13 protein-coding genes are annotated in these 18,986 nt (G+C 69.8%); 7 read left to right on the top strand and 6 right to left on the bottom strand.

The window, feature by feature from the left end:
* The first annotated feature begins 24 nt into the window (after nt 1-24).
* Nucleotides 25-942 carry a quinone oxidoreductase family protein gene (locus OG289_RS41135; RefSeq protein ID WP_327319094.1) on the top strand — a complete coding sequence of 306 codons (918 nt, stop codon included), beginning with the start codon at nt 25-27 and terminating at the stop codon, nt 940-942.
* 312 nt (nt 943-1,254) lie between these two features.
* On the opposite strand, the gene OG289_RS41130 is transcribed toward OG289_RS41135, so the two are convergent.
* Nucleotides 1,255-2,271, bottom strand: coding sequence for a bile acid:sodium symporter family protein (locus OG289_RS41130; RefSeq protein WP_327319093.1), 1,017 nt, complete (start codon nt 2,269-2,271; stop codon nt 1,255-1,257).
* A gap of 170 nt (nt 2,272-2,441) precedes the next feature.
* Between OG289_RS41130 and OG289_RS41125 the strand changes: the two genes are divergently transcribed.
* The gene (locus tag OG289_RS41125) at nt 2,442-3,353 is read left to right on the top strand and encodes a LysR substrate-binding domain-containing protein (RefSeq protein WP_327319092.1); all 912 of its coding nucleotides are present in this window, start codon (nt 2,442-2,444) and stop codon (nt 3,351-3,353) included.
* A gap of 205 nt (nt 3,354-3,558) precedes the next feature.
* Here the strand turns inward: OG289_RS41125 and OG289_RS41120 are convergent, their stop codons facing one another.
* Entirely contained in the window at nt 3,559-4,548 is a 990-nt protein-coding gene (locus OG289_RS41120; RefSeq protein WP_327319091.1) for an Lrp/AsnC family transcriptional regulator, read from the bottom strand.
* Nucleotides 4,549-4,675: 127 nt separating this feature from the next.
* Here OG289_RS41120 and OG289_RS41115 point away from each other — a divergent pair, with 127 nt between their 5' ends.
* The 3 genes from OG289_RS41115 to OG289_RS41105 all read left to right on the top strand — a co-directional run bounded on the left by OG289_RS41115 (nt 4,676) and on the right by OG289_RS41105 (nt 9,239).
* Nucleotides 4,676-6,175 carry an MFS transporter gene (locus OG289_RS41115; protein WP_327319090.1) on the top strand — a complete coding sequence of 500 codons (1,500 nt, stop codon included), beginning with the start codon at nt 4,676-4,678 and terminating at the stop codon, nt 6,173-6,175.
* 268 nt (nt 6,176-6,443) lie between these two features.
* Nucleotides 6,444-8,270 carry an AMP-dependent synthetase/ligase gene (locus OG289_RS41110; RefSeq protein ID WP_327319089.1) on the top strand — a complete coding sequence of 609 codons (1,827 nt, stop codon included), beginning with the start codon at nt 6,444-6,446 and terminating at the stop codon, nt 8,268-8,270.
* Between the two features lie 132 nt (nt 8,271-8,402).
* A complete protein-coding gene (locus OG289_RS41105; protein WP_327319088.1) occupies nt 8,403-9,239 on the top strand; it encodes an aldo/keto reductase in 837 nt (278 codons plus the stop codon).
* 110 nt (nt 9,240-9,349) lie between these two features.
* On the opposite strand, the gene OG289_RS41100 is transcribed toward OG289_RS41105, so the two are convergent.
* Both OG289_RS41100 and OG289_RS41095 read right to left on the bottom strand, forming a co-directional pair.
* On the bottom strand, nt 9,350-10,069 hold the full coding sequence (locus tag OG289_RS41100; RefSeq protein WP_327319087.1) for an SDR family oxidoreductase: 720 nt from the start codon (nt 10,067-10,069) through the stop codon (nt 9,350-9,352).
* A gap of 167 nt (nt 10,070-10,236) precedes the next feature.
* Entirely contained in the window at nt 10,237-11,169 is a 933-nt protein-coding gene (locus tag OG289_RS41095; protein ID WP_327319086.1) for a class I SAM-dependent methyltransferase, read from the bottom strand.
* A gap of 95 nt (nt 11,170-11,264) precedes the next feature.
* Here OG289_RS41095 and OG289_RS41090 point away from each other — a divergent pair, with 95 nt between their 5' ends.
* A complete protein-coding gene (locus OG289_RS41090; protein WP_327319085.1) occupies nt 11,265-12,065 on the top strand; it encodes a phytanoyl-CoA dioxygenase family protein in 801 nt (266 codons plus the stop codon).
* A gap of 123 nt (nt 12,066-12,188) precedes the next feature.
* Here the strand turns inward: OG289_RS41090 and OG289_RS41085 are convergent, their stop codons facing one another.
* Together OG289_RS41085 and OG289_RS41080 are read right to left on the bottom strand one after the other, a co-directional pair.
* Complete coding sequence (locus OG289_RS41085) at nt 12,189-13,913, bottom strand: glycoside hydrolase family 6 protein (RefSeq protein WP_327319084.1); 1,725 nt, start codon at nt 13,911-13,913, stop codon at nt 12,189-12,191.
* 202 nt (nt 13,914-14,115) lie between these two features.
* Entirely contained in the window at nt 14,116-15,615 is a 1,500-nt protein-coding gene (locus tag OG289_RS41080) for a cellulase family glycosylhydrolase (RefSeq protein WP_327319083.1), read from the bottom strand.
* 265 nt (nt 15,616-15,880) lie between these two features.
* Between OG289_RS41080 and OG289_RS41075 the strand changes: the two genes are divergently transcribed.
* Nucleotides 15,881-18,796 carry a glycoside hydrolase family 48 protein gene (locus tag OG289_RS41075; RefSeq protein ID WP_327319082.1) on the top strand — a complete coding sequence of 972 codons (2,916 nt, stop codon included), beginning with the start codon at nt 15,881-15,883 and terminating at the stop codon, nt 18,794-18,796.
* Nucleotides 18,797-18,986 lie beyond the last annotated feature (190 nt).

Raw genomic sequence — 18,986 nt, 5'->3', positions numbered from 1 at the left:
CTCCCAACGAGTTCTGGAGGTGCGATGCGTCGCGTCCGGTACGACTCCCCCGGCGGCCCGCTGTTCCTGGAGGAGGCGCCCGTCCCCGAGCCCGGCCCTGGCGAACTCCTCGTTCGCTGCGAGGCGATCGGCGTGACGCTTCCCGTCGTCCGCAAGGTCACCGAGGGCGCGGAACCGATTCCGCTCGGCGGCGAGATCGCCGGTGAGGTCGTGGCCGTCGGGAGCGGAACCATCGGATTCCGGGTCGGCGAGCGGGTGACGGGCCTGTGCTTCGGCCACGGCTACGCCGACTTCGCGCTCCTGCACGAGGCCATGACCTCCCCCGTCCCGGACGACGCGAGCGCGGTCGACGCGGTCGTCCTCGTGCGCAGCGGGCTGGTCGCACTGGGCGCCCTCACGGCCGCACGGCCCGAACCCGGCGAGGCGGCCCTCGTCACCGCCGCGGCGAGCGGGGTCGGCCACCTCGCCGTGCAGCTCGCGCGAACACGCGGCGCGGCCCGGGTCGTGGGCGCCGTGTCCGACCCGGCGAAGTCCGGCTTTGTGAGCGACCTGGGCACCGACGACGTCATCGCCTATGGCCAGGACGACTGGGGCGACCCCGTCGACTACGTCCTGGACGCCGTCGGCGGCGAGTTGCTCACCCCCGCCGTCGCGGCCCTCGCCCCCGGTGGGCGGCTCGTGGCGTACAGCTCGGGCGGCGGGACGATCCAGGCGTACGACCTGCTCGTGGGCGCGAAGTCCGTGATCGGCTTCCAGATGGCCCACATCGCGCGCGGGAAGCCGGAGTTGTACGAGCGGTGGCGACAGGAGCTGTGGCACCTGTTCACGGCAGGGTCACTGAAGCCGGCCGCGCACCGGGAGTTCGCCCTGGAGGAGGCGGCCGACGCACACGCGACGATCGAGTCACGGAGCAATCTGGGAAAGGTGGTTCTCGTGCCGTGAGCCGGGGTCGTCGACAGCCAGAAGACAGTCCACCGCACATTGCATACCGTCGCCTGGCGGCCAACCGGCGACCGGCGACCGGCGACCGGCGACCGGCGACCGGCGACCGGCGACCGGCGACCGGCGACCGGCGACCGGCGACCGGCGACCGGCGACCGGCGACCGGCGACCGGCGACCGGCGACCGGCGACCGGCGACCGGCGACCGCATACCGTAGCCCCGTCGGTCGGCGACTGCATACCGCCTACCACCATCTCGCCGGCCTCGCCATCCCGCCGCCTCGCCGTCGGGCGACCTCGCCGCCGGGCCGTCTCATGCCGCGGCCGGCGCCCGCTCGTCGGCACGTTCCCGCGACGCCTCCAGCGGATCCCGCGCCCGGCGCTTGGCGATGACCGCGCACACCATCAGCTGCATCTGGTGGAAGAGCATCAGCGGCAGTACCGCGAGGGACGCATGCGCGCCGAACAGGACGCTCGCCATGGGCAACCCCGAGGCGAGGGACTTCTTGGAGCCGGCGAACTGGATGGCGATGCGGTCCTCACGGTTGAACCGCAGCGCCTTGCCGCCGTACCAGGTCAGGGTGAGCATCACCGCGAGCAGGACGGCCTCGACGACGAGCAGTCCGCCCAGCCGTACCGCGCTGACCTGGTGCCAGATGCCCTGGACCATGCCCTCGCTGAACGCGGTGTAGACGACGAGGAGGATCGAGCCCCGGTCGACCAGTCCGAGCACCTTCTTGTGTCGGTTGACGAAGCCGCCGATCCAGCGCCGCAGCAGCTGTCCCGCGACGAACGGTACGAGCAGTTGCAGCACGATCTCGACGAGCGAGTCGGCTGAGAAGCCACCGCCGCCGTTGCCGAGCAGCGCCGCCGCCAGCAGCGGTGTGACGACGATGCCGACCAGGGAGGAGAAGGAGCCCGCGCAGATCGCGGCGGGCACGTTGCCGCGGGCGATGGAGGTGAAGGCGATCGACGACTGGATGGTCGACGGGACGAGGGTGAGGAAGAGCAGCCCCTGGTAGAGCGGATGGGTGAGGAATACCGGGACGAGTCCGCGCGCTGCCAGACCCAGCATCGGGAAGACCACGAAAGTGCAGGCCAGGACGGTCGCGTGGAGTCGCCAGTGCTTCAGCCCGTCCAACGCCTCACGGGTGGACAGGCGGGCGCCGTACAGAAAGAAGAGGAAGGCGATCGCGGCCGTGGAGGCGCCGGAGGCCACGTCGGCGGCGGCGCCGCGCGCCGGGAACAGTGCCGCGACCCCGACGGTCCCGAGCAACAGCAGGATGTAGGGGTCGACCGGCATCCGGCTCGGCCAGTGCAGGCGTTTCACGGTGCTCCACGTGCGGTTCGATGGGCGTGCGGTTCGACGGGCTTGTTCCAGGGGCCCGGAGAGCCCCTCCCCATCGTCCTCTCCGGGGCCGTGATCGGGAATCCGGTATACCGCTCTCACTGTCATCACGTGCTGCGATAACAGGAGCCGGAGGGACTACTGTGGCGGGCGTGTACGAGCCCTCTCATCTGCGCACCTTCCTCGCCGTCGCCCAGACGCTGAGTTTCACGCAGGCGGCGCGGCGGCTCGGATTGCGTCAGTCCACGGTCAGCCAGCATGTGCGGCGCCTCGAGGACGCGACCGGACGTGCGCTCTTCACCCGGGACACGCACTCCGTGGAACTGACCGAGGACGGCGAGGCGATGCTCGGGTTCGCGCGCCGGATCCTGGACGTCCACGAGCAGGCCTCGACGTTCTTCACCGGCACCCGGCTGCGCGGCCGGCTGCGCTTCGGCGCCTCGGAGGACTTCGTCCTGACCCGGCTGCCCGAGATCCTGGAGGGCTTCCGCTACGACCACCCCGAGGTCGACCTGGAACTGACGGTGGAGCTGTCGGGCACCCTGCACGAGCAGCTGACCGCCGGGAAGCTGGACCTGGTGCTGGCCAAGCGGCGCCCCGAGGATCCGCGGGGCGAGCTGGTGTGGCACGACGGCCTGGTGTGGATCGGCGCGGAGCGGCTGCGTCTGGACACCGACCGTCCGGTTCCGCTCATCGTGTTCCCGCCTCCGGGCATCACCCGCGCGCTGGCCCTGGAGGCGCTGGAGCGGCAGGGGCGGTCCTGGCGGATCGTGTGTACGAGCGGCAGCCTCAACGGCCTCATCGCCGCGGCCCGGGCGGGTCTCGGTGTGATGGCGCACTCGCGGGGTCTGATCCCGCCGGGCCTGGTGCGGGTCCCGGACCGGGCGGGGCTGCCGGAGCTGGGGCGGGTCGACTTCGTACTGGTGCACGGACTCGGACGCACCTCGGCCCAGGGCGCCGCGGACGCGCTGGCCGCGGCGATCCTGGCGGGCGGCGACCGGCTGCACCGGCGGGTGGCGGGCCCCGGACGACGACTCGACCCCCCGGGAGGCGGCGCCGCCTGAACGGCCCGAACACGGCATGCGGCCTACCGTCCACGACCTACGGCTGACCGCCTACCGTCCACGGCCTACGGCTGACCGCCTACCGTCCACCGCCTACCGTCCACGACCTACCGCCCACCGCCTACCGCCCACCGCCCACCGCCCACCGCCCACCGCCCACCGCCCACCGCCCACCGCCCACCGCCTACCGCCTACCGCCTACCGCCTACCGCCCAGCATGCCGGTACGTCAGCTGCTTCACCCTCCGCATGAACGGCGTCGCCTCCACATGATGGACGCCCTCCAGGCGTCCCAGAGGCCCGCTGAGGTAGGCGTACAGGCCCGCCGTGTCCCGCACCACCGCGGTGACGACGATGTGCGAGGGGCCGGCCGTGGCCGAGGCGAAAGCGATCTCGTCGTGGGTCGCGAGCGCCTCCCCGACCGCGTGCAGGGCGGACGGCGCCGTGGTGATCCACAGGACGGCGGCGAGGGGGTAGCCGAGGAACTCGGAGTGGTACTCGACGTCGATGTAGACGGCACCCGAGGCGAGCAGGGCGGCGAGGCGGCGCTTGACGGCGGACTCGGAGCGTCCGGTGGCGCGCTGGAGTTCGGGGTAGGTGGCGCGGCCGTCGCCCTCCAGGACGGCGAGCAGGGGTTCGTCCTCGGGCTCGATACGGGCCGGCCCCACCGTCGCCGCCTGGTCGTGACGTGGTGACAGGGCGGCGATCTGACCCTCGTCCAGGGCACCGAACTTGTTCAGCCAGCCGGTCGGACCGCCGTAGAAGCGGTGGAGGAGCTGCTGGGCGCGGATCTCCACGACGCTCGGGGTACGCGGGAGCTTGCCGAGCAGCAGGTCGTCGTGGTCGCCGGGATGGCGGGGCCGGGTCATGCAGACGATCTCGGTGCCGCCGGAGCCCAGGCCTATCCAGTACGTGTCGGGGCGTTTGGCGAGCGCCTCGGCGATGACCGTGGCGCTGTCGGGAACGCAGCGCAGGCGCAGCATCCACTGGTCCTGTCCGAGGCGCTCCGCGTCCCGGACGGCGACGACCCTGAGCCCGGCCTCGGCTCGGAGCCGGCGGTAGCGGCGCGCGACCGTCTGGTCGGAGACGCCCAGGACCGCGCCGAGTCTGCTGAAGGAGGCCCGCCCGTCCACCTCCAGCGCGCAGAGCAACCGGACATCCAGTCCGTCCAGCTTGTCCTGGGTGTGGAATTCCATCTCCGTCGGCCTCTCCCCCATCGGATTCCGTCGGCTGGGCACCGGATACCACGGTGATCGGCCGCGTCTCGCCCATCGTACGGAGCGCTGGGCGTCAATCGCAGCGGAAAACTTCGAGGAGTGGGATATGCGTGTATGGGGGCCACTGACAGCGGTGTGCCTGGGCACCTTCATGTTGTTGCTGGACGTGACCATCGTGATCGTGGCGCTGCCGGACATGGCGCGGGCGTTGCACGCCTCGCTGAGCGATCTGCAGTGGGTCGTCGACGGGTACGCGCTCGCGCTGGCCGCGCTGCTGATGGGGGCCGGGGCCACCGCCGACATCCTGGGGCGCCGCCAGGTGCACGTGGTGGGGGTGGTGCTGTTCGCGACGGCGTCACTGCTGTGCGGGCTGGCGAGCGGGCCGGACACCCTCGTCGCCGCTCGGGCCCTTCAGGGGGTGGGAGCGGCCGCGATGCTGGCGACGACGTTGCCGCTGCTCGGCTCGGTCTACCAGGGCCGGCAGCGGTCGGCCGCTCTCGGGGTGTGGGGCGCGGTGAGCGGCGCGGCCGCGGCGGTCGGGCCGGTGCTGGGCGGACTGCTGGCCGAGGGGCCCGGCTGGCGGTGGATCTTCTACGTGAACCTGCCGGTGAGCGTGGTCGCGGTGTGGCTGACGCTGAAGGCGGTGCCGGAGTCGAGGGGGCCGCGCGGGATGCGTGTCGACTGGGCGGGCACGGCGACCTTCGCGCTCTTCGCGGGCGGGACCGCGTACGCCGTGGTGCGGGCCGGTGAGGACGGCTGGACGGCGTCGGCGACGCTCGCCTCGTTCGGGCTCGCCGCGGTCGCGCTGGTGTGTTTCGTGCTGGCGGAGCGGCGGGCTCAGCATCCGCTGCTCGACCTGTCGCTGCTGCGCCGGCCGGCGTTCGTGGGGGTGATGGTGGGCGCGCTCGCCTTCAACGGTGTGGCGTTCGGGGTGACGCCGTACCTCTCCATCTGGATGCAGACACTGCTGGGGATGAGTCCCGTGCGCGGTGGACTCACGCTGCTGCCGATGACGGTGGCCGCCATGGTCACGGCGGTCGTGGTGGGCAAGCGGTTGCACGGCGTTCCGGCCCGGCTGACCATCGGCGGCGGGCTGCTGCTGATCGGCGCTGGCTGTTTCTGCCAGGCCGTGCTCGGCGCGGGTTCGGACTGGACGGCGCTGGTGCCCGGATTCGTGCTGGTGGGCATGGGCACCGGTTTCGTCGCGCCGACCGTCGCCGGGGCGGCGCTGGCCGCGGTGGAACCGGCGCGGGCCGGAATGGCGGGCGGCGCCGTGAACACGGTACGGCAGCTGGGGTACGCGCTCGGGGTCGCGGTCTTCGGCACTGTCGTGACGTCCCGGATGACCGACGCCCTCCCGCACGAGGCGTCCCATGCGCTGGCGGGTGGCGGGGCCGGTGCGCTGCGCGGCACGTTCTCCGAGCACACCCTGCGGTCGGCGTTCGCCTCCGGGCTCGACGCGGCGCTGGTGGCGGCGGGCTGCGTGGGCGTGGTCGCCGCGGCGCTCGTCCTGGCCCTCGTCAGGCCGTCGCGCGCGTCCGCGGCCGGAGTGACGGAATCGGACGTTCCGGCGCTGTCGGAGGAGAGGGCGACCCCCCGCCCGTGAGCTCGCGGGCAGGGGATGGGGCGGAGGTCGTGACGGGCCTCGGAGGGGGTCGGGCAGCGTAAGCGGTACGGGCAGATTCGGTGGAGATTACGGTGCCGAAACTTACTCAACCGTCAGTTTTCTGTCCGACCCTTCCCCATGTGAGCCCATTTTCCGGTACTGACCAGTGCAGACGAGAGCATCGCTCGCTTTCCGGCCCCCTCCCGCCCCGTCGCCGGGTGGGGTAGCTTTCACGGCGCTGTGCGGCCATGAGAAGCGGGGTGCGGGTTTGCGCGAGTTCACCAACCCTCCGTTGGCGTTGGCACCGCCGGTCGGCGGTCTGGCCGACGTCGTCTTCCGGCACGCCCAGGACGACCCGCACCACATCGCCCTCGGCCGCAAGGACGAGCGGGGCGAATGGCGGGACGTCACCGCCGCCGAGTTCCGCGACGAGGTGCTTGCCCTCGCCAAGGGCCTGCTCGCCCAGGGCATCCGCTTCGGCGACCGCGTCGCCATCATGTCCCGCACCCGCTACGAGTGGACACTCTTCGACTTCGCCCTGTGGACGATCGGCGCCCAGGTGGTGCCGGTCTACTCGACCTCCTCCGCCGAGCAGTGTTTCTGGATGCTCTACGACGCCGAGTGCACGGCCGCGGTCGTCGAGCACGAGGACCACGCGATGACGATCGCCACCGTCATCGACCGCCTCCCCCAGTTGCGGCAGCTGTGGCAGCTGGACTCGGGCTGTGTGCAGGAGCTGTACGACGCCGGTGCGTCCATCGAGGACGACGTGGTCCACCGGCACCGGGAAGCGGTGACCCCCGACTCGACCGCGACGATCATCTATACCTCTGGTACGACGGGCCGGCCCAAGGGCTGTGTCATCTCGCACGGCAACTTCATGTTCGAGGCGGACACCGTCATCGAGCGCTGGGAGCCGGTGTTCCACTCCAAGAGGGGCGACGAGGCGGCCACCCTGCTGTTCCTGCCGCTCGCGCACGTCTTCGGGCGGATGGTGCAGATCGCCGCGATCCGCGGCAAGGTCCGCTTCGGCCACCAGCCCCAGCTGCACGCGGCCGCCCTCCTCCCCGACCTGGCCGCCTTCCGGCCGACCTTCTTCCTGGCCGTGCCGTACATCTTCGAGAAGGTCTTCAACGCGGCCCGCCGCAAGGCGGAGCGGGAGGGCAGGGCGGGGCCGTTCGAGAAGGCCGTCGACGTGGCCGTGAACTACGCGGAGGCCATCGAGGCGAAGGCGTGGGGCATCGGGCCGGGCCCCTCGGCGGGCCTGCGCATGCAGCACCAGTTGTTCGACAAGCTCGTCTACTCCAAGGTGCGCGCGGCCATGGGCGGCCGCGTCCGGCACGCCATGTCCGGCGGCTCGGCCATGGACCGCAAGCTCGGTCTGTTCTTCGCCGGCGCGGGCGTGCAGATCTACGAGGGTTACGGCCTGACGGAATCGACGGCGGCCGCGACCGCCAACCCGCCCGAGCGCACCCGCTACGGCACCGTCGGCCAGGCCATCCCCGGTATGACCGTGCACATCGCGGACGACGGCGAGATCTGGCTGCGCGGTGAGAACGTCTTCCAGGGTTACCTCAACAACCCCAAGGCCACCGACGAGACCCTGCACGACGGCTGGCTGGCCACCGGCGACCTGGGTTCCCTCGACGAAGACGGTTACCTCACCATCACCGGGCGCAAGAAGGAGATCCTGGTCACCTCCAGCGGCAAGAGCGTTGCGCCGGGGCTGCTGGAGGAGCGGGTGCGCGACCATCCGCTGGTCAACCAGTGCATCGTCGTCGGCAACGACCGGCCGTTCGTGGCCGCGCTGGTCACCCTCGACCAGGAGGCCGTCGAGCACTGGCTGCAGATGCGGGGCAAACCGCAGCTGACGCCCGTCGAGCTGGTGCGCGACCCGGACCTGGAGGCGGAGGTGCGCCGGTCGGTCGTGGCGGCGAACACGCTGGTCTCGCAGGCCGAGTCGATCCGCACCTTCCGCATCCTCGCCCAGCCGTTCACCGAGGAGCACGGACTGCTGACCCCGTCGCTGAAACTGAAGCGCAAGGCGATCGAAAACGCTTACGCGAACGAGGTCGACGCGCTGTACCGCACCTAGGGTTTCCGACGGGCGTGAAACGGTTTCCGCCGGGCATCCGACCATGGAATCGGGGGCCAGGAATGCATCACCCGCCGTGATCGTTGACGATGGGAGTACGACTTTGACGGACAACCGAAGGATCAAGAGCTCGTGAGCAGCAAGGTCCCCCCGATCATCCTCAACAACGGCGTGGAGATGCCCCAGCTGGGCTTCGGCGTCTGGCAGGTGCCGGACGACGAGGCGGAGCGGGCGGTCTCCACCGCTCTGGAGGCCGGGTACCGCAGCATCGACACAGCGGCGATCTACGGCAACGAGGAAGGCACCGGCAAGGCCATCGCCTCCTCCGGTGTGCCCCGCAACGACATCTTCGTCACCACCAAGCTCTGGAACAGCGACCAGGGGTACGACGCGACGCTCCGGGCGTTCGACACCTCCCTGGAGAAGCTCGGCCTGGACTACCTGGACCTGTATCTCATCCACTGGCCGCTGCCCGCCCGCGACAAGTACGTCGACTCGTACAAGGCGTTCGAGAAGCTCCTCGCGGACGGCCGGGTACGGGCCATCGGCGTGTCCAACTTCCTGCCGGAGCACCTGGAGCGGCTGATCGGGGAGACGTCGGTCATCCCGGCGGTCAACCAGATCGAGCTGCACCCGCACCTCCAGCAGCACGCCTCCCGCGATTTCCACGCGGAGCAGGGCGTCGCCACCGAGGCCTGGTCCCCGCTCGGCCAGGGCAAGGGCCTTCTCGAGGTCCCGGCGATCGTGGCGATCGCCCAGAAGCACAACCGCACCCCGGCCCAGGTCGTGCTGCGCTGGCACCTCCAGCTCGGCAATGTCGTGATCCCGAAGTCCGTGACGCCGTCGCGGATCAAGGAGAACATCGACGTGTTCGACTTCAGCCTGGACACCGAGGACCTTGCGGCAATCAGCGCGCTGAACGAGGACCGGCGCATCGGTCCGGACCCGGGGACGTTCGACGTCGTCTGAGGATCCCCCGCTCGCGTCGAGGGCGCCCTCCTGGTCCGGGGGGGGCGCCCTCGACTCGCCGGACGGACTCGCCGGACGGACTCGCCGGACGGGCTGGTCAGTTGGGCCGGTCAGTTGGGCTGTCCGATCGGCCGTACGACAACGGTGTTGATGTCGACGCCCGCGGGCTGCCGGATCGCCCAGACGACGGAGTCGGCGATCTGGTCGGCGGTGAGCATCTGCCCGGGCGGCAGGCTGCCGTAGCTGTCCCAGAACGGGGTCTCGACCCGGCCGGGCGCGATCAGCGTCACGCCTACGCCCCACTCGGTGACCTGACGGCGGGTGTTCTCCGCGAGACCGGTCACCGCCCACTTCGTCGCCCCGTAGATGTTGCCCGGCGTGGGCACGAAACCGGCGACACTGCCGACCAGCACGATCCGTCCCCGCGTCTCCTTGAGCGCGTCGATCGACGCCCGGATGAGGAGCGCGGGGCCCAGGACATTGGTCAGTACCATGTCCGTCCACCCGGCCGGGTCTCCCTCGGCGACCGAGTCGTGGGTGGCGGTCCCCGCGTTGGCGACGACCGTATCCAGTCGACCGTATTCCTTGAGCGTACGGTCGACCGCCGACTGTACGCAGTCGTAGTCGGCGGCGTTCCCGGCCACCGTCAACAACCCCTCCGGGTCACCGAGTTCCGCGGCGAAGGCGCGCAGTCGCTCCTCGCCGCGACCGGTGACGGTGACCCGGTGTCCGGCGTCCAGCAGCTGCCGCGCGACGGCGGCGCCGATACCGCTGCCGCCGCCTGTGATCAGTGCGACCGGAGAATCCGGAGTGCCGGAAGAGTTGCTCATGGCATGCCCCCATTGCGTTGCCTGCGTTGTGCCTGCGTTGCGTCGCGTTGCTCGACGTGCGTTGCGCGGCTCGCAGTTCACCACTTCGAGCGCTCTCCAAGTCAAGCCCCGCCAGGCGGACTTGCCCCTTCCGTCGCGACCTCGGGGCCGACTTCCAGGCCGGTTTCCTAAACCGGTTTCACCGCCGTGTGCACCGTGTGTGCCGCCAGCACGAAGACGTCCGCCCGGCGGTGCACGCCCGCCTCGTCCTGCGGGTCGAGCAGACGGTCGAGCATGGCGCGGTCGTCGGGGTCGAGGGTGTCGCCGAAGACGTCCCGGAGCCGAGTCAGGGACGCGACGATGTAGGCGCGAGCCCGGTCGGAGGCGGGCGCGGGCAGGTCGAGCAGGAAGCTGCGGCTGCGGGCGTGCTTGAGGCCTGCCGCGCCGAGCAGCGCCGCCCAGTCCTCGGTCTCGGCCACGGAGCCGGGCAGGTCGGCCCGCATCCGCGCGAACCACTCCGCCTCCAGCGCGTCGAGCCGTGCCTCCAGGCCGGGCCGCCCGAAGCCGAGGTCGCGCGGCAGGAACCGGCTCGGCAGACCACCCTCCATGATCGCCAGGGTTCCGCCGGGTGCGAGCTGCTCCGCGAAGGCGGTCAGGGCGGCGCGCTGGTCGCCCAGGTGATGCAGGCTGCGGCCGGCCCACAGCAGGTCGGCCGGGTACTCCAACTCCTCGAGTACGCCGGGGAGTTCACCGGCCAGGGTGCCCAAACGGTCGCCGTAGCCGAGCCGCTCGGCCCGCTGCTGAGCCCGTTCCAGCAGCGGAGCGGAGCCGTCGACGGCCATGACCCTCGCACCGGAGAACGTCTCGGCGAACAGACAGGAGACGACTCCTGGTCCACTGCCCGCGTCCACGATCAGCCCCGGCTCGGTGACCTCCTTGCCGAGCCAGGACAGGGCCCGCTCGTACAGGGGCATGAACAGTTCGGCCTGCGCTTCCAGGTGCGGGGCCATTTCGGCCCAGTCGATGTCGGTGAGGTGGCCATGACCGTGGCCGTGCCCCGAACCGTGGCTGTGACCGTGGGTGTGCTGGTCGCTGTGGGATGCGTGCGGGCGGTGCGCCATGGTGGTCAGCCTCTCTTCCGGTGTGCCGTCAGCGTGCGCCGACGCACCGGGCGAGGGCCAATTCTGTTGCCGGGGCGGCAAAAAAAGAGAAGCGGATGGCAAGCATGTTCGCCGAGGACGGCCCGATGGACGACGAGCTGGTCGAACGTTTCCTCGAGGACGGGTTCGTAAAAATCGAGGGCGCCTTCCCGCCACGCGTCGCCGAGGACTGCGCACGGCTGCTGTGGCGGGAGACGGGATACGACCCCGAGGATCCCGGCACCTGGAAAGAGCCGGTGGTCTGGGTGAGCGGCATGGCACAGGGTCCGTTCGCGGCGGCGGTCAACACCCCGGTGCTGCACGAGGCGTTCGACCTGCTGGTCGGCGAGGGCCGCTGGGCGCCACGCTACTCGCTCGGGAGTTTCCCACTGCGTTTCCCGCACGAGGTCGAGCCCGACGATGCGGGCTGGCACATCGAGGGCAGCTACCAGCCGGAGGGCGCGAACCGGCCGTACGCCAACCTGCGCTCGAAGGACCGGGCCCTGCTGATGTTGTTCCTGTTCAGCGAGATCACCGAGGCCGACGCCCCGACGCGCATCCGCGTCGGCTCACATCTCGACGTCCCCCCGCTGCTGGAACCGTACGGCGAGACGGGCGTCTCGGGCCTCGAGATCGCCGCGCATCTCGTGACGGCCTCCGCGCATCGCCCGGTCGCGTACGCCACCGGCCGCCCCGGCGATGTCTACCTCTGCCACCCGTTCCTGGTGCACGCGGCGCAGCCGCACCACGGCACCCGTCCCCGCTTCCTCGCCCAGCCACCGCTGTATCCGGCCACCCCCTATGAGCTGGAGCGGCCGGACGGGGACTACTCGGCGGTCGAGTTCGCGATCCGCCGGGGCCTGGCCCGGGAGGGCTGACCGCCCCGGCGGATCACCGTTTCCTCACCTCGCTCCCGCACGGATCACCGCCGTACGGACCACGACCCGTACGGACCACAGCCCGTACGGGTCACCGCCGTGCGGCTCGATTCAGCGGACGGCCTACAGCGGCGGGTAGGCGTTCTGCATCAGCTGCTGGAACTGGGCCGAGAACCAGTGTCCGGACAGCGGGGCGTTCGGCAGGGCACCCGACAGGTTGTTGCCGTTGCGCGGGTTGCCCGTGTACGTCGGGTCGCACATCCGGTCGAAGCCCTTGCCCTCGTCGTTCGCGATGGCGGAGCTGGAGCCGTCGGACTCACCCGGCGGCTTCATCCACACGTACGCGTCGATCCCGGCGGCCGGAGCCGCCTGGGGCCGCTCACCGAGGCCGGCACCGGACTGGTTGCACCAGTTGCCGATGTGGATACGACGGTCGTAACGGCCGCCGTCGACATAGGTGTCCACGCTGGTCGTGGCGCCCGGGCCGGTGGGCCGGGCGGTGCCGCCCCAGCCGTTGCGGGAGGTGTCGATCAGCATGCCGATGTCCGACTTGAAACCGGTCGAGACCAGCTGGTTGCGGAAGGCCTGGGCGTACGACAACTCGTCGACGTACCGGTTCCAGTCCACCCACTTGGACTCACGGACCGACTTGCCGGCCACGGAGTCGTTGATGGTGAAGTTGTTCTCCTTCAGGGCGCTGTAGTTCGCCGTGTTGGTGATGAAGCCGTGCACGTCGTCGACGGTCGCGCCCTCGGCGGTGGCGGCCTGGTACATGATCTGGGCGGAGGGAACGAAGTTGTCGTCCCAGCCGAGCCAGCCGTGGTGACCGGCGTCGATGTAGTTGTACACGTTGGGGATCGCGCCGAGCTTGTTCAGCGCGTAGCCGACGCCCTTCACGTAGTTGCCGTTGGCCTTCATGGTGTCGCAGGCCGGGACCGCGGTGGGCCGGCTGCCGGTGTTGGTGACGAGGTTCGGCAGCGAGTCGATCTCGATGGTGGTGACGATCCGCAAGCCCGCGTACTTGCTGTCGGCGAGGATCGCCGCGATCGGGTCGATGAACTGCGTCTTGTACTTGTCGATCTCCGTCGGGCCGAGCTCGCCGTTGGAGGCGAGGGCCGAGCAGTCCCGGCCGGGCAGGTCGTAGACGACCAGCTGGACGACTTCCTCGCCGCTGCCCTTCTGGGCGAGGGCCGCGTCCAGGTGGGCACGCAGTCCCATGCCGCCGTTCACGCCGTTGATGGCGGCGATGCGGTCGAGCCAGACGCCGGTGGGCTGGTTGGAGATACGGCTGCCGCCCGTCTCGGCGGCGGCCTTCGCCGACCATTCGGGGTTCACGTACACCTTGGCGCCGGCGTAGGGGTTGTCGACCTTGGTGGACGGGGTGCCGGGGTCCGTCGGGGTGCCGGGGTCGGTCGGCCCGCCGGTACCGCTGTCCACGTTGCACGTCACGCCGTCGAGGGTGAACGTGGTCGGGATCGCGTTGGTGCCGCTGTAGGTGCCCTGGAATCCGAAGCTGACCGAACCGCCGGTCGCCAGCGTCCCGTTGTAGGTCTCGTTGTTGGCGGTGACGGCCGTACCGGACTGGGTGATCTTCGCGTTCCAGCCGCTGGTGACCTTCTGGCTGCCGGCGTACGCCCACTTCACCGACCAACTCGACTTCGCCGCCGAGTTGTTGGTCACGGTGACGGCGGCGGTGAAGCCGGTGCCCCAATCGTTCTGCACCTTGTAGTCGACGCTGCACGGGATGGCTGCGAGGCCCGGATCGCCGGGGACGACCGCGAGCGCCGTCCCGGAGGCACCGGCGACCAGCGCCAGCGCGGCGAGTACCGCTGTTCTGCTACGGCTCATGAGTGCGGGTTTCCTTCTTGGTTGCGGGAGTTTTCCGTTCCGTTCCGTTCCGTTCCGTTCCTTCGATGGATCTGTTCGATGGATCCGTTCGGCAGCTCTGTCCGCCGGCTCTGTTCGCCGGCTCTGTTCGCCGGCTCTGTCCGGTTGGACCTGCCTGATGGGCCTGTTGGGCGGACAGGCCGATGGATGGGTCCGGTGGCGCCTATCCGTCGAGTGCGAGTGCGCGCAGGTGGTCGCGCAGGCCGGTGCCGTACGCCGTGGGTGTCCCGTCGTAGCCCGAGATCAGGGACGGGCCCGTGGAGCAGTCCCACGTGTTCCAGGTCCAGCCCAGGTACGACAGTCCGCGGTCGTCGAACCACTTCATGACCTGGTCGACGAAACCGTGCGAGCAGGTGTTCTCGCCGATCTCCCCTGCCACGAGAGGCACTTGGGCGGCGACCGGGGCGAGCGTGGAGTTCCAGCAGCTCTGGTTCGCGCAGGTGTTGAAGTTGTAGACGTGGTACGCGGCGGCGAGATTGCCGGTCGGGTCGGTGGGCTTGTACGTCAGCCACTGGCTGAGGTCGTTGGAGTACGCGAGCCCACCGGCCAGGATCACGTTCTTGGCGCCGGTCGCCCGTACGGAGTCGACGAGATCCTGCATACCGGCGACTTCATACCCGATGCCGGGGCAGGTTCCGCCGTCCCGCCAGCACTGCCACGCCTGGGTGGTCGTGGAGGTGGCGCGGTCCGGGTAGGGCTCGTTGAACAGGTCGAACACGACGGCCTGGTCGTTCTTGAAGGTGTTGGCCACCGAGGTCCAGAACGACGGCGTGTACTGCATGTCGGGCATCGGCTTCTGACAACTGGCGTGCACGTCGGAGCAGCCGGCCGAGTTCCCCGTGTACTGGCCGTAGTTCCAGTGCAGTTCGACGATCGGCGTCATGCCGTGCGCCTCGACGCGGGCCACCAGATCCTTGACGGCGTTGATGTAATTGGTGCCGCCGTACGCGGAGTTGATGTTCGACAGGCCCAGCCAGCACTCCTCGTTGAGCGGAATGCGGACGGTGTTGACGTTCCAGTCGGCGATCGCCTTGATGGCGGCGTCGTCGACCGGTCCGTCCCAGATGCCGCGCCCCTGGACGCACATGAACTCGCCGCCGGAGCGGTTCACGCCGAGCAGTCGGCGGGTCGTTCCGTCGGCGTCCACGAGCTTGTTCCCCGAGACGTGCAGCGCGGGCGGCTGCTCACCGGTGCCCGGCGGATCGGTCGAGGGTGGGGTGGTAGGGGTGGGCGTGGGGGTCGGTTCGGTGTCGACGTTGCAGGTGGTGCCGTTGAGCTTGAACGTCGTCGGTACGGCGTTCGCGCCCGATCTGGAGGCGACGAAGCCCGCGCTGACGCTCGCGCCGGTGCCGAGGGCGCTGTTCCAGCTCTCGTTCGCGGCGGTGACGGTCGTACCCGACTGGGACCACTTGGCGCTCCAGCCCTGGGTGACCTTCTGGTCGCCCGTGAAGTCGAACGTGAGGCTCCAACTGCTTACGGCCGCCGCGTTGTTGGTGATCTTCACGGCGCCTTGGAAGCCGGCGTCCCACTGACTGGTGACGGAGTACTCCACCGTGCAGGCGGGCGTGGCTCCCTGAGCCGTCATGACCGGCAGGGTCACGCCCGTCCCGAGGGCGACCGTGCCGATGACGGCTAAAAGTACTGAACGCGGGGGGTGTCGCATGAGCGACTCCTTGCAGCTCAGGCGCGTCGTCACGGACGCGTCGACTGATGGAATCGCTCCCACTGGTGTCTCGAAGTTAGCGCCAAGTGCTGGCAAAGAACAGGGGCGTCGCTGACTTTCCCTCAACTTACGGCGTCGAATCTTTTCGACTCTTCAAGCATCTTGACCGCGTTCACCCCCATCCTCACTATGGGAGCGCTCCCACTGGTTCAAGGCTTGTTGCTCCTCCCCCCACTTCTCCGAGCCGCAAGGAGGAACCAGCATCATGGATCCCTCACGCAGACGTCGCGGGACGCGGCGCCTGTGGACCGCCGTCGTGGCGGCCCTCGCGCTTCCCTTCGCCATGCTGAGCACGAGCACGACTCCCGCCCAGGCGGCGGCACTTCAGTGCAGCGTGGACTACAAGACCAATGACTGGGGCTCCGGGTTCACCGCGGATCTGACCCTCACCAACCGCGGCACCGACCCGATCAGCGGCTGGGCCCTGACGTACTCCTACGCGGGCAACCAGAAGCTGACCAACGGCTGGAACGGCAGCTGGTCGCAGTCCGGTCAGCAGATCACGGTGAACAACGCCTCGTACAACGCGACGGTCGCCGCCGGCGCGGCGGTCACCACGGGTGCGCAGTTCACCTACAGCGGCACGAACGCCGCTCCCGCGAGTTTCGCGGTCAACGGCACCGCCTGCGTCGGCGCGCATCAGCCGCCGGTCACGGTGCTGACCAGCCCGGCCGCGGGCGCCGTCTACACGCAGGGGGACGCGGTGCCGCTCGCGGCGACCGCCGCGGCCGCCGACAACGCGACGATCTCCAAGATCGAGTTCTACGACGACACGACCCTGCTGGGCACGGACACGAGCTCGCCGTACTCCCTGTCCGCTTCAGGGTTGTCCGTGGGCAGTCACTCCCTGGTCGCCAAGGCCTACGACAGTCTGGGCGCGTCGGCGTCGTCGACCCCGGTCGGCATCACGGTCGCCTCGGGACCGGCCGTGGTCGCCTCCACGAACCAACTGGCCGTGCAGCAGGGCAAGACGGGTACCTACTCGCTGAAGCTGTCGACCCAGCCGTCGGCCAATGTGACCGTCACGACCGCCCGCACCACCGGAAACACGGGTCTGACGGTGACGGGCGGCGCGAGCCTCACCTTCACGCCGTCGAACTGGAGCACCGCCCAGAACGTGACCATCACGGCCAACGCCTCCGGAACGGGCGCCGCGACCTTCGAGTCGACGGCGACCGGACACGCGAAGGCCTCGGTCACGGCCACCGAGATCGCGGGCACCAAGGCGTACGACGCCCGGTTCCTCGACCTCTACGGCAAGATCACCAACCCGGCAAACGGTTACTTCTCCCCCGAGGGCATCCCGTACCACTCGGTCGAGACGCTGATCGTCGAAGCCCCGGACCAGGGGCACGAGACCACGTCGGAGGCCTACAGCTACCTTCTCTGGCTGCAGGCGATGTACGGGAAGATCACCGGCGACTGGACCAAGTTCAACGGCGCCTGGGACATCATGGAGAAGTACATGATCCCCACCCACGCCGACCAGCCGACGAACTCGTTCTACAACGCGTCGAAGCCGGCGACGTACGCACCCGAGCTGGACACTCCGAACGAGTATCCGGCGAAGCTGGACACCGGTGTGTCCGTGGGATCGGATCCCATAGCCGGTGAACTGAAGACCGCATACGGCACGGACGACGTCTACGGTATGCACTGGCTGCAGGACGTCGACAACACCTACGGCTACGGCAACGCGCCCGGCAAGTGCGAGGCCGGTCCGACGGACACCGGCCCGTCGTACATCAACACCTTCCAGCGCGGTGCGCAGGAATCGGTGTGGGAGACGGTTCCGCAGCCGACCTGCGACGCCTTCAAGTACGGCGGCACGAACGGATACCTGGACCTGTTCACCGGTGACTCCTCGTACGCCAAGCAGTGGAAGTTCACCAACGCCCCCGACGCCGACGCACGGGTCGTCCAGGCCGCGTACTGGGCGGACATCTGGGCCAAGGCTCAGGGCAAGGGCAGTGACGTGTCCGCGGCCGTCGGCAAGGCCGCGAAGATGGGCGACTACCTGCGCTACGCGATGTACGACAAGTACTTCAAGAAGATCGGCAACTGCGTCGGACCGACCGCCTGCGCGGCCGGCACCGGCAAGGACGCCTCGCACTATCTGCTCTCCTGGTACTACGCCTGGGGCGGCGCCACGGACACCAGCGCCGGCTGGGCCTGGCGCATCGGCTCCAGCCACACCCACGGCGGCTACCAGAACCCGCTGGCCGCCTACGCGCTGAGCAGTTACGCGGACCTGAAGCCCAAGTCGGCGACGGGACAGGCGGATTGGGCCAAGTCCCTGACCCGGCAGCTGGAGTTCTACCGCTGGCTCCAGTCCAGCGAGGGCGCCATCGCGGGCGGTGCGACGAACAGTTGGGCGGGCCGCTACGCGACTCCTCCGTCCGGCACGTCGACGTTCTACGGCATGTACTACGACCAGCAGCCCGTCTACCACGACCCGCCGTCCAACCAGTGGTTCGGCTTCCAGGCGTGGTCCATGGAGCGGGTCGCCGAGTACTACCAGCAGACGGGGAACGCGAGCGCCAAGGCGGTCCTCGACAAGTGGGTGGACTGGGCGCTGTCCAAGACCACGATCAACCCGGACGGCACCTTCCTGATCCCCTCCACCCTCCAGTGGTCGGGCCAGCCCGACACCTGGAACGCGTCAAGTCCCGGTGCCAACACGGGACTTCACGTCACCGTCGCCGACTACACCAACGACGTCGGCGTGGCGGCCGCGTACGCCAAGACCCTGACGTACTACGCCGCCAAGTCCGGTGACACGGAGGCGAAGACGACCGCCAAGGCGCTCCTGGACGGCATGTGGACCAACAACCAGGACGCCCTGGGCATCGCGGTCCCCGAGACCCGCGCCGACTACAACCGCTTCGACGACGGCGTGTACGTCCCGAGCGGCTTCAGCGGCAAGATGCCGAACGGCGACACGATCAGCTCCTCCTCGACCTTCGCCTCGCTGCGGTCCTTCTACAAGAACGACCCGGCCTGGTCGAAGATCGAGAGCTACCTCGCGGGCGGAGCCGCACCCGTGTTCACGTACCACCGCTTCTGGGCCCAGGCGGACATCGCCCTGGCCATGGGTTCGTACGCGGAGCTTCTCGAATAGCCCCCGCCAGGCGCTCCGCGGGTCGGGCGGTACTTGAGCTGCGGGCCGGCTGCGGCTGGTCGCGCAGTTCCCCGCGCCCCTATCGGGCGCGGGGCCGGCACCGCCTCTCGGGAGCGCCTGAAGCTTCGCGTACGCGGCCCCGTCACCTGACGACGGGGCCCAGGCCGGGCGGCCCCCACCCGCACAGGGG

Source organism: Streptomyces sp. NBC_01235 (genome assembly GCF_035989285.1).
Taxonomy (GTDB): Bacteria; Actinomycetota; Actinomycetes; order Streptomycetales; family Streptomycetaceae; genus Streptomyces.
This window is presented reverse-complemented; position numbering and strand designations above follow the sequence as displayed.

Excerpts from the sequence above, each read along its gene's own strand:
- OG289_RS41135 (WP_327319094.1), top strand. The coding sequence starts at position 25 with ATGCGTCGCGTCCGGTACGACTCCCCCGGCGGCCCGCTGTTCCTGGAG.
- OG289_RS41120 (WP_327319091.1), bottom strand. The coding sequence starts at position 4,548 with ATGGAATTCCACACCCAGGACAAGCTGGACGGACTGGATGTCCGGTTG.
- OG289_RS41115 (WP_327319090.1), top strand. The coding sequence starts at position 4,676 with ATGCGTGTATGGGGGCCACTGACAGCGGTGTGCCTGGGCACCTTCATG.
- OG289_RS41100 (WP_327319087.1), bottom strand. The coding sequence starts at position 10,069 with ATGAGCAACTCTTCCGGCACTCCGGATTCTCCGGTCGCACTGATCACA.
- OG289_RS41095 (WP_327319086.1), bottom strand. The coding sequence starts at position 11,169 with ATGGCGCACCGCCCGCACGCATCCCACAGCGACCAGCACACCCACGGT.
- OG289_RS41090 (WP_327319085.1), top strand. The coding sequence starts at position 11,265 with ATGGCAAGCATGTTCGCCGAGGACGGCCCGATGGACGACGAGCTGGTC.
- OG289_RS41085 (WP_327319084.1), bottom strand. The coding sequence starts at position 13,913 with ATGAGCCGTAGCAGAACAGCGGTACTCGCCGCGCTGGCGCTGGTCGCC.
- OG289_RS41080 (WP_327319083.1), bottom strand. The coding sequence starts at position 15,615 with ATGCGACACCCCCCGCGTTCAGTACTTTTAGCCGTCATCGGCACGGTC.
- OG289_RS41075 (WP_327319082.1), top strand. The coding sequence starts at position 15,881 with ATGGATCCCTCACGCAGACGTCGCGGGACGCGGCGCCTGTGGACCGCC.